We start from the raw sequence: 13,117 nt of genomic DNA on the forward strand, positions 1-13,117 counted from the left end.
TGATCCACGTCTGCTGGTGATCGACGTCTGCTGGCCGGGAGGCGGGCTGATAGCGTGCGCCGATGACTCTGCGGCGTCGGGGCGTGGCGGTGGTTCTCCGGCTGACGATCGTGATCAGCGTGCTGGCCGGGATCGTGCTCACCGCGCTCGGGCCGGCCACCGTCACCGGCCTGCTGCCGTACTTCACCATCCAGAGCAACGTCGCGGTCGGCCTCCTCGCCGGGTGTGCCGCGCTGCTCGCCTGGCGCGACCGGCCCGGCCCGCCGCCCGCGGTCAAGGGCGCGGTCACCCTCTACATCACCATCACCGGAGTGGTGTACCACCTGCTGCTGGCGAACCCGGCCAGCCCGTTCGCCATGGCGCAACCCGACCGCGCCCCCGGTGAGGCGCTGGGCAACCAGTTGCTGCACACGGTCGTGCCGCTGCTGGCGCTGGCCGACTGGGCGCTGCTCGACCGGCGGGGGCGGCTCCGCCTCCGGCACCCGCTGTACTGGCTGGCCTTCCCCCTCGGCTATCTCGGGTTCGCGCTGCTGCGCGGCTTGGTCGTGCACCGCTACCCGTACCCGTTCCTGGACGCGGCGACGTCGGGCTACCCGGGGGTGGCGGTGAACGCGGTCGGCTTCGCCGTCGCGTTCTGGCTGCTCGGCCTCCTCCTCGTCGGCGTCGACCGGGGGCTGGCCCGGCGGGCCACCCCGCCCCCGTCGCCGACGACGGCTGAAGCGCCGGCGGCGCCGGCGGCGGACGACCCGGTCACCGCAGCCGGGCCCCGGACCTCCTGACCCGGTCCCGGGCGTACGCGTCGGCGTGGCCCCAGCGGCCCGGGACGTCCAACAGCTCGATCCGTCCGAACCCCTTCGGCAGCGCGGGGTTGACCAGCATGTTCTCCCCGCACGGGCACAGACCGAGCATCGTGGTGAGCAGCAGCAGCACCGCCCCTGAGGACCAGGACTGGGGCCGGCCGGCGCTCGGCAACTGCACCGGATACATCGTGAGGCTGCGCGGGTAGCCGGCGATCACCTCGGGCACCGCACCGCCGAGGGTGTGCGCCATGTCCATGATCCCGGCGGCGATCCGGGCCGCCTGCTCGTCGTAGCCGTAGCGGCGCAGGCCGGCGGCGATCAGCGAGTTGTCCGACGGCCAGACCGCGCCGACGTGCGAGCCGACCGGGTTGTACGGGCGCTGCCCGGCGGCCAGGGTGCGGATCCCCCAGCCGCTGAACATCGCCGGGCCGAGCAGGTGCTCGGCCACCGCGCCGGCCCGCGCCTCGTCGACGATCCCGCTCCACAGCAGGTGCCCGATGTTGGACGACAGCACGTCGACCGACTCGCCGGCCGGCCCCAGCGCCAACGCGTAGTATCCCCGGTCCGGCAGCCAGAAGTCCCGGTTGAACCGCTCCTTGAGCTCCGCCGCCTCGCGCTCCAGCCGGTCGGCGTACCCCGGGTCGTCCCAGAACTCGCGGGCCAGTCGCGCGCCGCGCAGCTTGGCGTCGTAGGCGTAGCCCTGCAGCTCACAGGTCGCCCGCGGGAAGGCGGGCTGGCGGCAGTCCCGGTCCACGATCGCGTCGGCGGAGTCCTTCCAGGTCTGGTTGACCGTGCCGGTACGCGGGTTGCGGGTCTGGTACCGCAGGTAGCCGTCGCCGGTGAGATCGCCGTACTCGTCGATCCAGTCCAGCGCCATCCGCGCCGGGTGCCGCAGCTGCCGCACCAGCTCGCCGTCGCCCGACCAGCGCTCGTACTCGTCGAGCAGGACGACGAAGAGCGGCGTGGTGTCGGCCGCGCCGTAGTAGAGCGCGGTCGGCCGGTCACCGAAGGCGGCGGTCTCGCCGTAGCGCAGCTCGGTCAGGATCTTGCCCGGTTCCTCGTCGTGCTCGTCGTCGAGCTGCCCGCCCTGCAGCAGTGCGAGCAGGCGCAGCGTCGCCGGGGTCAGCTCCGGCACGAACGCCAGGGTCTGCAGGCAGGTGATGAGGCTGTCCCGGCCGTAGAGCGACATCGCCCAGGGCAGGCCACCCACCGGGACCCGGTCGACGGACGACAGCGGCTCGTAGCGCAGCGCGGCCAGGTCGGTGAGGCAGCGCCGGTACAGCCCGGACAGGCCGTCGTGCTCGGCGGTCAGCTGCGGCGCCCGGTCCAGCCAGGCCTGCAGGTCCTCGCGCATGCCGCGGCGGATGTGCTGCCGGTGGGTGGTCAGGTCGGCGCGCATGTCCCGCCCGGCCTCGCCCTTGAAGGTCATCGCGATGTGCAGGTCGGTGGCCCACTGCCCGTTCGGCTCCACCCGGATCCGGAACGTCATCCCGCCCCGGTCGACGTCCACCGGGGCGGTGCTGGAGACGACCGTCTCCCGACCGAACCGACCGCGGTTGTACCGCAGCCGCAGCTGCCCCCGCTCGGGGTCGGTGGTGACCGCCACCTCGCGGTGCCGCGGCTGGCCGAGCTCGGCGATGTCCGCGAAGTCGGCCCCGATCTCCATCCGTACGGTGAGGTCGGCCGGCTCGGCGGCGTGGTTGAGCACAATGAGCCGCTCGTTGAAGCTGTCGTCCAGCGAACGGTGCCGGATCACCGAGACGTCGGCGTCGACGTAGTGGCTGGCCGCGCCGGGCACCAGGACGAACCGGGTCTCGAAGTACGTCAGGTCGTCGCGGGAGAGGGCGTCGAGCCGCTCGCCGCCCACGGTGAGCACCCAGCGGGACAGGAACCGCGTGTCGAACGAGAAGAGCCCGACCGGTGAGTGCGGGTCGACCTCGATGTCGCCCTGGGCGTCGCCGATGGCGAAGGCGTTGCCGGAGATGACGTGCAGCCGTTCCTGCCTCATCGGCGGTCACCCGCCGTCGAGGGCAGCTTCCGGGGGTGCCGGGCGTCTGGCGGCCCGGGGAAGACCCGCCGCAGCAGCACGAACAGCCGGATGTCGCCCTGCACGGTCACCTCGTTGCGCATCAGCGCCTCGGCCGGATGGAGCCGCCCGCGGGCGAGCTGGTCGAACACCTCGCGGTCGGCGCGGACCACCAGCTCGGCGTCGTCGGACGAACGGCTCACCCGGATCTGCTGGTCGGCGATGGCGAGGTACCAGTGTTCGGTCCGCCCGTCCTCCCGCATGTCCAACCGCACCGTGCCGGCGACGGCGTCGGGCAGGTCGGCCCGGCGACCGGGTTTCAGCCGCCGCAGGTACTCCACCGCGGACACGGTCATCGGCTCCCTCCGTCGCGCCTCGCAGGCTCAGGGTCACCCGGACGAGGGTGACGGGCGTTCACCCGGATGGGGTGATTCCCGGTCGCGCCGCGCGCCGATCCGGTTCCGGCCGCTGTTTGCGTCGCCGGTCAGCGGGCAGACCCGCCGTGGACGGTGGAACGGACGGACGGGAGTCAGGTCATGCGCGCACTGCGGTTGCCGGGCTGGAAGTCGGAACCGGAACTGATCGAGGTCGACGAACCCACCCCGGGTCCGGGCCAGGTGGTCGTCAAGATCGGCGGGGCCGGCGCCTGCCACTCCGACCTGCACCTGATGCACGACTTCGAGCCCGGCGCGGTGCCCTGGAACCCGCCGTTCACCCTCGGCCACGAGAACGCCGGCTGGGTGCACGCCCTCGGCGCCGGGGTGACCGGGCTGGAGGTCGGCCAGCCGGTGGCCGTCTACGGGCCGTGGGGCTGCGGCACCTGCGCCCGCTGCCGGGTCGGCGTCGACCCGTACTGCGAGAACACCGCCGCGGCGCCGGCGCCCGGTGGCGGTGGCGGGCTGGGCGCGGACGGCGGGATGGCCGACTACCAGTTGGTGCCGGACGCCCGACACCTCGTGCCGCTGCCCGACGGGCTGGACCCGGTGCGGGCGGCGCCGCTGACCGACGCCGGCCTCACCCCGTACCACGCGATCCGGCGGTCCTGGCCGAAGCTCGTGCCCGGCAGCACGGCGGTGGTGATCGGCGTCGGCGGGCTCGGGCACGTCGGCATCCAGATCCTCAAGGCGACCACCGCCGCCCGGGTGGTGGCCGTCGACACCCGGGACGCGGCCCTGCGGCTGGCCGAGGAGTGCGGCGCCGACCTGGCCCTGACCTCCGGCGCAGGGACCGCCGACGAGATCCGGCGGTTCACCGGCGGCCGGGGCGCGGACGTGATCCTCGACTTCGTCGGCGCCGATGCCACCCTGGCGCTGGGCGTGGCCGCCGCGCGGACCGTCGGCGACCTCACCATCATCGGGATCGGCGGCGGCACCCTGCCGGTCGGCTTCTTCAGCGTGCCGTACGAGCTGAGCATCCAGACCACCTACTGGGGCAGCCGGCCGGAGCTGGTGGAGGTGCTCGACCTGGGCGCGCGGGGCCTGGTGCGGCCGAAGGAGACGACCTACCCGCTGGAGGAGGCGGTCACGGCGTACCGGCAGATGCGGGACGGCACGCTGGACGGGCGAGCGGTCATCGTGCCCTGAGCTACGGCCGCCAGCCCCGCTCGATCAGCCCGCGCACGTAGGCGGCCTGGCCGAGGTGCTGCAGGTCGTCCTCGACCACGGAGACCAGCCGGACGCCGAGGGTCACCGGCGGGTCCCAGGACTCGTCGACCACCCGGTCCAGGTCGGGCGGACGTAGTCCGGCCAGGAACGTGCGGGTGCGCGCCGCCACCGCCTCGTGGTAGTCCACCAGCGCTCCCGCGCTCTCCGGACGCACCGCGGCGACCTGTTCCGGGGTGTGCGCGTAGCCCGTGTCGTCGGGATCCGGGCTGAGCCCGAAGCGCTCCGCCCAGTCGCCGGTGGCCCAGAGCTGCTTCACGCCGAACGCGTCGGACACGTGGTGGTCCTGGAGCCGGGTCAGGTGCCAGACCAGCCAGCCGACCGGGTTCGCGCCCGGCCCAGGCGGGTGCCGCAGCTGTTCCGGGGTGAGGCCGTCGACCGCTGCGCGGACGAGTGCGGGCAGCCGGTCGTACGTCTCGGTCAGCAGGTCGTTCACGTCCATCCGGCGCCTCCTGGTTGTGCGGACCTCTCCGGGTACCGCCGGGGGCCACCGTCAAACCCCGCCGCCTAAGGTGATCGCGTGGTCGCGGCGCTGGAGCTCTACCTGGACACCGACGCCACCCGGCGGATCCGGGTGCTCTGGGAGGCGCTGGAGTCCGAGGGCGTGCAGAGCATGCGCTCCCTGCTGGAGCAGCGCCACCGGCCGCACGTCTCGCTCGCGGTGGCGCCGCGCTTCGACCCGGAACGGGTGGCCGCCGCGCTGGCCGGGACGGTGGTGGCCGCGCCGCTGCGGCTGTCCTTCCAGCACGCCGGCCAGTTCGTCGGCCGGGTGCTCTGGCTCGGGCCGACCCCCACCGCCGAACTGCTGGACCACCACCGGCGGGTGCACGACCAGCTCACCGCGGCCGGGATCACGCTGGTCGAGCACTACCGGCCGGGCCGCTGGGTGCCGCACTGCACGCTCTCCATGCGGGTGCCGAACGTGCTGATGGCCGCGGCCGTCCGGCGGTGCCTGGAGGTGTTGCCGCTGGAGGCCACCGTGGTCGGCGCGGCCCTCACCGACCACGCCCGCGGCATCTCCCGGCCACTGCCCTGAGTCGCTCACCTCGGGCGCTCCGGCCGCGCCGTCCCGGCGGACCGCTCCGCGCGGCGGCCTCCGCCGCCAGGGCCTGGGAACCGACAACCGGAGCGGCCACCGTCCGGGGCGGTCGGCGCCTCAGGCGGTGTCGGCCCGGCCGAGCCGCCAGTACCCCATGAACGCCACCGCGCGCCGGTCGAGCCCCCGCTCGCCGACCAGGTGCCGGCGCAGGGTACGGATGACCGCCGCCTCGCCGGCCAGCCAGGCGTAGAGCGGCACCGGAGCGGCCGGGGTGGGCACCTCCCAGAGGATGTCCCGGTCGACGTCCACGTCGGCGATCACCTGGTCGGCACCGGTGCCGGTGTCGTCGAGCAGTGCGCCCGCCGTCGCCGCGACGGCCGGGACGAGCCGGCTGCCGTGCGCGCCGTCGCCCCGGGGCAGCCACTCGACCTCGACCCCGGGCGGCGCGGCGACCGGCAGCGCGTCGGCCGGCTCGGGCACCTCCAGCAGCGCCCGCCCCCGGGTGTCGACCGGCAGCCGTTCCAGGATGGCGCAGATTGCCGGGGCGGCGGTCTCGTCGCCGGCCAGCAGCAGGTGGCTGGTCGACGGCGGGCGGAACTCCACCCCGCCGTGGTCGCCCGGGTAACCGGCGTCCGGGCCGAGGATGGCGATCTCGTCGCCGGGGCGGGCTCGGCGGGCCCACCGGGTGGCCGGGCCGCCGTCACCGTGCAGCACCAGGTCGACGTCCACCTCGCTGAGCAGCGGGCGGACGGCCCGGACGGTGTAGGTGCGGATCGGGTTGCGCCGCTCCTCCGGCAGCGCCCGCCACTGCGCGTACCAGTCCTCGCCGTCGGGCAGCCGCACGCCGTTCTCCCCGGCCAGCGGGAACGCCAGTTTGATCCGCTGGTCGTAGCCGTTGTCGGCGAAGCGGTCGAGGTCCGGGCCGGTGAAGGTGACCCGCAGGAACGACGGGCTGATCCGGCGTACCGCGCGGACCTCGACGGTGAAGACGCGCCACGGCGCGACGGGCAGGGCCTGGGTCATGGTGGTTAGGCTAGGCTAACCGAATATCGGGGTGATCGGCGGCCCCCGCCCCGACACCCGGTCGGTGGAACGGACCGGCTACGGACGCTCCGGCCGCCGGTCGCTCTCGGCCACCAACGCACGGATCTTGCGCAACGTGGCGTCGGGCGCGAGGATCGCCGCCCGCCACCGGTCCAGCCGGCCGCGGAGATCCCAGACCGTCGCCCGCAGCTGCTGCACCTGCTCGCGCGAGTTCGCCAGCTGCGACCGGGCGACCAGCGCCTCCTCCTCCAGCTCGGTCACCCGGGTACGCAACGGCTGCACCAGGGTGAGGGCCGCGTCGGTGAGGGTGTCGGCGGCGTCCGCCTTGAACTTCCCGCGCTGCACCACGACGGTCGCGATGACGGCGAGGCCACCGGCTCCGCCGAGCACGCCGAGGACGGAGAGCAGGACCTGGAGCCACTGCGGGGCGGTGGGGGACGGAGCCGGAGTGCTCACCTGCCACCCCCGGCGGCGAGCGGGTCGGCACGGGCGAGCTGGCTGGCCCGCACCATCCGGCGCAGGTCGAGCAGGATCTCCAGCGAACGCCACCCCGAACCGGCGGCCACGGCGGCGATGAACGACGCGGCGGCGACCGCCTGCCGGCCCGAGACCACGGTCAGCGCCACGGCGTACATGCCGGTGAGGGTGGCCAGCACCAGCACCGCCGCCAGCTCGATGCCGAGGGCGGTGGAGAGCCGCCCCGGCCAGAGCACGCCGAGCAGGCCGGTGATCCCGACGAGGATCAGGCCCGACTCCCAGCCGACCTGGATCGGGGCGGGCATGGCCAGCTCCACCGACTGCGGCCGGACGTCGAGGACGATCAGGAGCAGGCCGCAGACCGGAGCGGTCACCAGGACGGCGATCTCGAACGGTTGGTGCCGCGAACGGATTCGGATGTGGGGCACGGCGGCTCCTTGAGGTGATGGTCCACCGCCGCCGGCGGACGGCGTTGCCGGACGGCGACGGACCCCGCGTCGACTGCCGGCGGGACGCCCGTTCCCGCCGTCCGGCTGCCTGGCGGGCCCGCACCAGGGAGCCGGGCACCGCACCGACGCCGGTGACCACGAGCGACGACAGGCCACCGTTGGCCGGGTCGACGTACCCCAGTCGTACCACTGTCCGGGAACCTCCGTCCACCCGGGATTTGACACATAACCGCAGGTCAGCGGCGGTGGTCGAAGGCATCGGACCGACGGTGGCGCGACGGCGGCCCGGCGGGTGGCGGGCGCCGCCGGAGTCGCCAACATCACTTCATTCGATAAAAACTTGCAGAGCGTGCAAGTTTCCTCGTAGCGTCCCCGCGTGACGGTTGCCGAGCAGACCACGCCGGGGCGCCGGGACCGCAAGAAGCGGCTCACCAGGGACGCCCTGACCACCGCCGCGCTGCGGCTGGTCGCCGAGCACGGCTTGGAGAACGTCACCGTCGAGCAGATCAGCGAGGCGGCCGACGTCTCGGCGCGCACCTTCTTCAACTACTTCTCGTCCAAGGACGAGGCGCTCATCGGCAACCCGGCGGCCGACCGGGAAGTGCTGCTGGCGCGGTTGGTCGCGACCCCGGCCGGGGTGCCGGCGCTGGAGGCGATCCGGCTGGCGCTGACCGAGACGGTCGAGACGATGCAGGCCGACCGGGAGCTGTGGCGGCTGCGGCTGGCGGTCATCGACCGCAACCCGGCGCTGCTGACCCGGCTGATCGCCGGCAACGCCGAGGCCGAGCGGGCGATCGTCGAGGCCCTCGCCAGCCGACTCGGTGTGCCGCCCGACCACAACCACCCGGCCCTGGTCGCCGCGGTGGCCGGCGCCGCGTTCCGCATCGCCCTGCTGCGCTGGGCCGCCGAGGCCGACACCCGGCCGCTGCGGGACCTGGTCGACGAGGCGTTCGCCGCGGTCGCCGCCGGCCTGCCGGATCCCCGGCCCTGAGCCCCACCCGCACCCCGGGCGCCGCCGCCCCGGGTCCGCCTGTCCGGAACACCCCACGAGGGAGCGTCAATGACCGCTACCGCCCCACCCGCCGGGCCCGCCGAGGCCGGCGCGCGAATGTCGCGCCGGGAGGTCCTCCAGGCCCTCTCCGGCCTGATGGTCGGCATGTTCGTGTCGATCCTCGCCTCCACCGTGGTGGCGAACGCGCTGCCGCGGATCATCGCCGATCTCAACGGCAGCCAGACCATCTACACCTGGATCGTCACCAGTGAACTGCTCGCCATGACGGCAACGGTGCCGCTGTGGGGCAAGATGGCCGACCTGTACAGCAAGAAGCTGCTGATCCAGCTGTCGCTGGGGCTGTTCGTGGTGGGTTCGCTGATCGCGGGCTTCACCCCGAACGTCGAGGTGCTGCTGGCCAGCCGGGTGGTGCAGGGCATCGGCGCGGGTGGCATGACCGCGCTGGCCACCATCGTCATGGCGGCGATGATCCCGCCGCGCGAACTCGGCCGCTACGCCGGCATCTTCGGCGCGGTCTTCGGCGTGGGCACCATCGCCGGACCGCTGATCGGCGGCGTGCTGGTGGACACCTCGTGGCTGGGTTGGCGGTGGTGCTTCCTGATCGGCGTCCCGTTCACCCTGCTCTCCATCGTGCTGCTGCAGCGCACCCTGCACCTGCCGGTCGTCCGGCGGCAGGTCACCATCGACTGGCTCGGTGCCGTACTGATCACCGCGGGCGTCAGCACGCTGCTGATCTGGTCGTCGCTGGCCGGGAACACGTTCGCCTGGGCCTCGGGCTGGACCGCGCTGATGGTGGTCGGCGGGATCCTGCTGCTGGCGCTGGCCGTACGGGTCGAGGCGCGGGCGACCGACCCGATCGTCCCGCTGGACATCTTCCGCAACCGGACCGTCTCGCTGGCCACCATCGCCAGCGTGCTGGTCGGCGTCGCGATGTTCGGCGGCACCGTCTTCCTGTCCCAGTACTTCCAGATCTCACTGGGCAAGTCGCCGACCGTGGCGGGCCTGATGAGCCTGCCGATGATCTTCGGTCTGCTGGTCTCGTCGACGGTCGCCGGCCAGCTCATCACCAAGTACGGCCGGTGGAAGGCGTACCTGGTGGCCGGGGCGGCCGTGATGACCGTCGGGATGCTGCTGCTGGGCACCATCGACGCCGGCACCAGCGTGCTCGTGCTCTCGGTCTACATGGCCGTGCTCGGCGTCGGCGTCGGCATGCTCATGCAGAACCTGGTGCTCGCCGCGCAGAACGACGTGCCGGCGCACGAACTCGGTGCGGCCACCTCCGTGCTCACCTTCTTCCGCAGCATGGGTGGTGCGATCGGGGTCAGCGCCCTGGGCGCCCTGCTGGCCAACCGGGTCACCTCGCTGATGACCGAGAAGCTCGGGCCGGCCGCGACCGGCGGCAGCGGCTCGGCCGAGGTGCCCGACCTGTCCGCGCTGCCCGAGCCGGTGCTGCGCATCGTGCAGGAGGTCTACGGCGTCGCCACCGCCGACCTGTTCTTGGTCGGCACGCCGTTCGCGGTGCTCGCCCTCATCGTGGTGCTGTTCATCAAGGAGAAGCCGCTGCACACGCTCAGCGGCGACGAGCGGCGGGCGCAGGAGGAGGCCGCCGCGCAGGCGGCCGGGCACTGACCCGTACGGCGGCGGGGTGGGCGGCCGGCCCACCCCGCCGCCGCGTCAGTCCGTGGCCGGCGGGACCGGGAAGTTGGTGTTGAACACCGCGTCCGGGTCGTAGGCCCGCTTGACCTGCCGCAGCCGGCTCAGCGTGGGCTCCGGGAAGGCGTCGCGCAGCCGCTCGGGGCGCGGGTCGGTCTCGAAGCTCAGGTAGAGACCCTCGGCGTGCGGGTAGACCCAGCGGTCCCACGGCTCGTCCAGGGCGGCTCGCCGCACCCCGCCGCCGAAGGCCACCGCCGAGAAGTTCTGGTGCCGGTGCGGGTACGCGGTGTCGCCGGCCGGCACGTCGTTGACCGCACCGCCCACCGCGCGCAGTTGCAGGAAGTACGAGACGCCCTCGGTGACCAGCCGGGCCAGCCCGCCGGACACCTCCGGGGTGAGGTGGGTGAACAGCCCCGAGCGGGTGATCGGGCCCAGCCCGCCGGTGGCGTGGTGCGGCTGGGTGGGAAAGACGACCCCGGAGTAGGGCGTCAGCCGGGCCTCGTGGTCGAGCACCGGGGCGATGTCGGCGAGCCGTTGCAGCGCGGCGACCGCGGCGTCGGTGTCGTCGCTGGCGTAGACGCTCATCACCCGCGCCACCACGGACGGCGCGCCCCGGTTCGGGGACAGGATGATGAAGCTGGTCAGCTCGCGCGGCGAGGTCTCCACCACCTGCCCCCAGCGTGCCAGCACCCCGGCGGTGTCCGAGGCGTCGAGCAGCATGACGGAGTGGACGATGTCGCCCACCCGGTCGGCGGCCAGATCCAGTGCGGTGACCGCGCCGACGTTGGCGCCGGCGCCGCGCAGCGCCCAGAACAGGTCGGGGTGGTGCTCGGCGTCGGCGCGGACGATCCGGCCGTCGGCGAGGACCACCTCGGCGGCCCGGACGTGGTCGATGGTCAGCCCGTGCAGCCGGCCCATGAAGCCGATGCCGCCGGTGGTGGCCAGCCCGCCGACGCCGACGCCGCCGTAGTCGCCGGAGCTGATCGCCAGGCCGTGCGGGACGAGCTGCTCGGCGACCTGCCCCCAGCGGGCGCCGGCGCCCAGCCGGACCAGCCCGGTGCGCTCGTCGATCAGCTCGATGCCGTCGAGGGCGCCCAGGTCGACCACGATGCCGCCGTCGTTGGTGGAGCGCCCGCTGATGCCGTGGCCGCCGGAGCGGACGGCGATCGGCACCTCCTGCTTGCGGGCGTAGGCGAGCGCCTCGGCGACCTCCTCGGCGCTGCGCGGGCGCAGCACCAGGCCGGGCCGGCCGGCGCGCAGGTAGCCGGAGCGCACCGACGCGTACTCCCGGTCGCCCGGCTCGACCGCCCGGGCGGCCAGCGCGGCCGGCACGTCGTCGTAGGCGATGCCGGCCCGGCGGGCCGCCAGCGCGGCGCTGCCCCGGCGCCGGGCGACCGGCGCGGTGCCGGCGGCCGCCCGCTCCGCGGCGACGAGTTCCCGCAGCGCCGGGGCGACCTCCTGGCCGAAGGTCTGGATGGCGCGCGGGTCGTCGCCGATCAGGATGAAGGTGCCGATGCCGCGCTCCAGGGCGTACGGGGCGAGCTGCTCGACCCACTGCGCGGGCGGCCCCTGCAGGAAGCCCCTGCCGTGCGGGGTGAACGCGCCGCCGATGTTGAGCACCCGGCGGATCTCGGCGGGATGGCGGCCGGCCCGGGTGGCCGCCTCGTCGATGGTGGCGTTGCCCTCGACCAGGCCGTCGTCGCCGACGTACTGGAGGGTGACCGCCCAGCCGTCCGCGACCCGGCCGGTCAGCCGCAGCATCCGCGGCTTGAGCGCGCCCAGCCAGATCGGGATGTCGTGGGCCGGCGCCGGGCCGCGCTTGACGCCGGCGACCCGGTGGTACGTGCCGTCCACGGTGAGCGCGGTCGGGTCGGCGGTGTCCCAGATCCCCCGGATGATCTCGATCCCCTCGGCCAGCGCCTGGACGCCCTGGCCCGGGGTGAGCCGCCGGCCGCCCATCGCCTCGATCGCCTCCCAGAAGGCGCCCGCACCGAGGCCGAGGGTGAACCGGCCGGCGGAGAGCCGGTCCAGGCTGGCGGCCGAGCGGGCCAGCACCGCCGGCGGGCGCAGCGCCAGGTTGAGCACGTTGCCGGCGACCGAGATCCGCTCGGTGGCCGCCGCGACCCAGGTCAGCAGGGTCCAGGTGTCCAGGAAGCCCGGCTGGTAGGGGTGGTCCTGGAAGGTGGCGAGGTCCAGCCCGGCCGCCTCGGTGAGCTGGGCGAGCTGGACCGGTACCTGGGGGTTCTCGTTCTGGGGCGTGATGAACGTGCCGAAGGTCAGCTCGTGCCCGTAGTCGGTCATGGGTCCGCTCCGTCGTACTGCCAATTGTTTGCGCGACAAACGATACACTAACTAACTCATTTGTCGAACAGATGATGTGTCGCTTCAATCACTGCTGGTAGCATCGTCGGCATGACCACCGCTGGCGTCCCCACCCCGGCCCGCACCAACCCCGAACCGGAGTTCGTCGGCGAGTTCGGCTGGGCGCTCACCGTGCTGCTGCGGGAGTGGAGCGCCCGGGTGGCGGCGGCGGTCGGCGACCTGCCGTCCGGCACCCGGGGCTACCAGGTGCTCTCGGCCGTGGTCCGGGACGAGCCGCCAAGCCAGGCCTCGCTGGCCACCCGGCTGGGCATCGACCGCAGCGTGATGACCTACCTGATCGACCGCTGCGTCGAATCCGGCCTGGTCGAGCGTCAGCAGGACCCGACCGACCGGCGTGCCCGCCGGATCGTCCCCACCGGGCACGGGCGCCGCCGGCTCGACGAACTGGACGCGCGGGTGCGCCAGGTGGAGGAGGAACTGCTGGGCGCGCTCCCCGAGGCGGAGCGCGCGCTGCTGCACCGGCTGCTACGGCAGGCCGCCGACGGCGTCGCGCACGACCCCGACCGCTGCGCGGTCACCGCCGACGCGATGCGCGGCGGCACCGGCTCGCCGGCCTGACCCGGCTCGCCTGCCC

The 13,117-nt window shown here is 74.0% G+C and carries 13 protein-coding genes; 6 read left to right on the plus strand and 7 right to left on the minus strand.

The features are described from left to right. Positions 1-62 precede the first annotated feature (62 nt). Complete coding sequence (locus GA0070609_RS19245) at positions 63-779, plus strand: Pr6Pr family membrane protein (protein ID WP_172899369.1); 717 nt, start codon at positions 63-65, stop codon at positions 777-779. Here the strand turns inward: GA0070609_RS19245 and GA0070609_RS19250 are convergent. Further along, positions 751-2,808 (minus strand): amylo-alpha-1,6-glucosidase, encoded by a 2,058-nt coding sequence (locus tag GA0070609_RS19250; RefSeq protein ID WP_088995072.1) that lies wholly within the window; start codon positions 2,806-2,808, stop codon positions 751-753. The two genes, GA0070609_RS19245 and GA0070609_RS19250, sit on opposite strands and share 29 nt — an antisense overlap. Continuing rightward, positions 2,805-3,182, minus strand: coding sequence for an SCP2 sterol-binding domain-containing protein (locus GA0070609_RS19255; RefSeq protein WP_088995073.1), 378 nt, complete (start codon positions 3,180-3,182; stop codon positions 2,805-2,807). The genes GA0070609_RS19250 and GA0070609_RS19255 overlap by 4 nt, the downstream gene beginning before the upstream one ends. Positions 3,183-3,362: 180 nt before the next feature. Between GA0070609_RS19255 and GA0070609_RS19260 the strand changes: the two genes are divergently transcribed. Further along, positions 3,363-4,409: an NAD(P)-dependent alcohol dehydrogenase gene (locus GA0070609_RS19260; protein ID WP_088995074.1), complete on the plus strand. Its 1,047-nt coding sequence runs from the start codon at positions 3,363-3,365 to the stop codon at positions 4,407-4,409. 1 nt (position 4,410) lies between these two features. On the opposite strand, the gene GA0070609_RS19265 is transcribed toward GA0070609_RS19260, so the two are convergent. Beyond that, complete coding sequence (locus tag GA0070609_RS19265) at positions 4,411-4,929, minus strand: mycothiol transferase (RefSeq protein ID WP_088995075.1); 519 nt, start codon at positions 4,927-4,929, stop codon at positions 4,411-4,413. A gap of 78 nt (positions 4,930-5,007) precedes the next feature. Between GA0070609_RS19265 and GA0070609_RS19270 the strand changes: the two genes are divergently transcribed. Beyond that, the gene (locus tag GA0070609_RS19270; protein ID WP_088995076.1) at positions 5,008-5,523 is read left to right on the plus strand and encodes a 2'-5' RNA ligase family protein; all 516 of its coding nucleotides are present in this window, start codon (positions 5,008-5,010) and stop codon (positions 5,521-5,523) included. Positions 5,524-5,643: 120 nt separating this feature from the next. Here GA0070609_RS19270 and GA0070609_RS19275 read toward each other — a convergent pair whose 3' ends face one another. From GA0070609_RS19275 to GA0070609_RS19285, 3 genes are all read right to left on the minus strand, one after another. Then, on the minus strand, positions 5,644-6,549 hold the full coding sequence (locus GA0070609_RS19275) for a siderophore-interacting protein (protein WP_088995077.1): 906 nt from the start codon (positions 6,547-6,549) through the stop codon (positions 5,644-5,646). A 78-nt stretch (positions 6,550-6,627) separates the two neighbouring features. After that, entirely contained in the window at positions 6,628-6,978 is a 351-nt protein-coding gene (locus tag GA0070609_RS19280) for a hypothetical protein (protein WP_393350303.1), read from the minus strand. Between the two features lie 44 nt (positions 6,979-7,022). Beyond that, complete coding sequence (locus tag GA0070609_RS19285) at positions 7,023-7,475, minus strand: hypothetical protein (RefSeq protein ID WP_088995079.1); 453 nt, start codon at positions 7,473-7,475, stop codon at positions 7,023-7,025. A gap of 397 nt (positions 7,476-7,872) precedes the next feature. Between GA0070609_RS19285 and GA0070609_RS19290 the strand changes: the two genes are divergently transcribed. Together GA0070609_RS19290 and GA0070609_RS19295 are read left to right on the plus strand one after the other, a co-directional pair. Further along, positions 7,873-8,487, plus strand: coding sequence for a TetR/AcrR family transcriptional regulator (locus tag GA0070609_RS19290; RefSeq protein WP_088995080.1), 615 nt, complete (start codon positions 7,873-7,875; stop codon positions 8,485-8,487). 69 nt (positions 8,488-8,556) lie between these two features. Further along, entirely contained in the window at positions 8,557-10,137 is a 1,581-nt protein-coding gene (locus GA0070609_RS19295; protein ID WP_088995081.1) for an MDR family MFS transporter, read from the plus strand. 45 nt (positions 10,138-10,182) lie between these two features. Here the strand turns inward: GA0070609_RS19295 and GA0070609_RS19300 are convergent, their stop codons facing one another. Next, complete coding sequence (locus tag GA0070609_RS19300; protein WP_088995082.1) at positions 10,183-12,462, minus strand: LLM class flavin-dependent oxidoreductase; 2,280 nt, start codon at positions 12,460-12,462, stop codon at positions 10,183-10,185. 111 nt (positions 12,463-12,573) lie between these two features. Here GA0070609_RS19300 and GA0070609_RS19305 point away from each other — a divergent pair, with 111 nt between their 5' ends. Next, positions 12,574-13,101, plus strand: a complete 528-nt coding sequence (locus GA0070609_RS19305) for a MarR family winged helix-turn-helix transcriptional regulator (protein ID WP_088995083.1) — start codon at positions 12,574-12,576, stop codon at positions 13,099-13,101. Positions 13,102-13,117 lie beyond the last annotated feature (16 nt).

Source organism: Micromonospora echinaurantiaca (assembly GCF_900090235.1).
Classification (GTDB): domain Bacteria; phylum Actinomycetota; class Actinomycetes; order Mycobacteriales; family Micromonosporaceae; genus Micromonospora; species Micromonospora echinaurantiaca.

Bases quoted from the DNA above. Each gene is read 5' to 3' on its own strand.
- GA0070609_RS19265 (WP_088995075.1), bottom strand. From the start codon at position 4,929: ATGGACGTGAACGACCTGCTGACCGAGACGTACGACCGGCTGCCCGCA.
- GA0070609_RS19250 (WP_088995072.1), bottom strand. From the start codon at position 2,808: ATGAGGCAGGAACGGCTGCACGTCATCTCCGGCAACGCCTTCGCCATC.
- GA0070609_RS19305 (WP_088995083.1), top strand. From the start codon at position 12,574: ATGACCACCGCTGGCGTCCCCACCCCGGCCCGCACCAACCCCGAACCG.
- GA0070609_RS19255 (WP_088995073.1), bottom strand. From the start codon at position 3,182: ATGACCGTGTCCGCGGTGGAGTACCTGCGGCGGCTGAAACCCGGTCGC.
- GA0070609_RS19245 (WP_172899369.1), top strand. From the start codon at position 63: ATGACTCTGCGGCGTCGGGGCGTGGCGGTGGTTCTCCGGCTGACGATC.
- GA0070609_RS19295 (WP_088995081.1), top strand. From the start codon at position 8,557: ATGACCGCTACCGCCCCACCCGCCGGGCCCGCCGAGGCCGGCGCGCGA.
- GA0070609_RS19260 (WP_088995074.1), top strand. From the start codon at position 3,363: ATGCGCGCACTGCGGTTGCCGGGCTGGAAGTCGGAACCGGAACTGATC.
- GA0070609_RS19300 (WP_088995082.1), bottom strand. From the start codon at position 12,462: ATGACCGACTACGGGCACGAGCTGACCTTCGGCACGTTCATCACGCCC.
- GA0070609_RS19275 (WP_088995077.1), bottom strand. From the start codon at position 6,549: ATGACCCAGGCCCTGCCCGTCGCGCCGTGGCGCGTCTTCACCGTCGAG.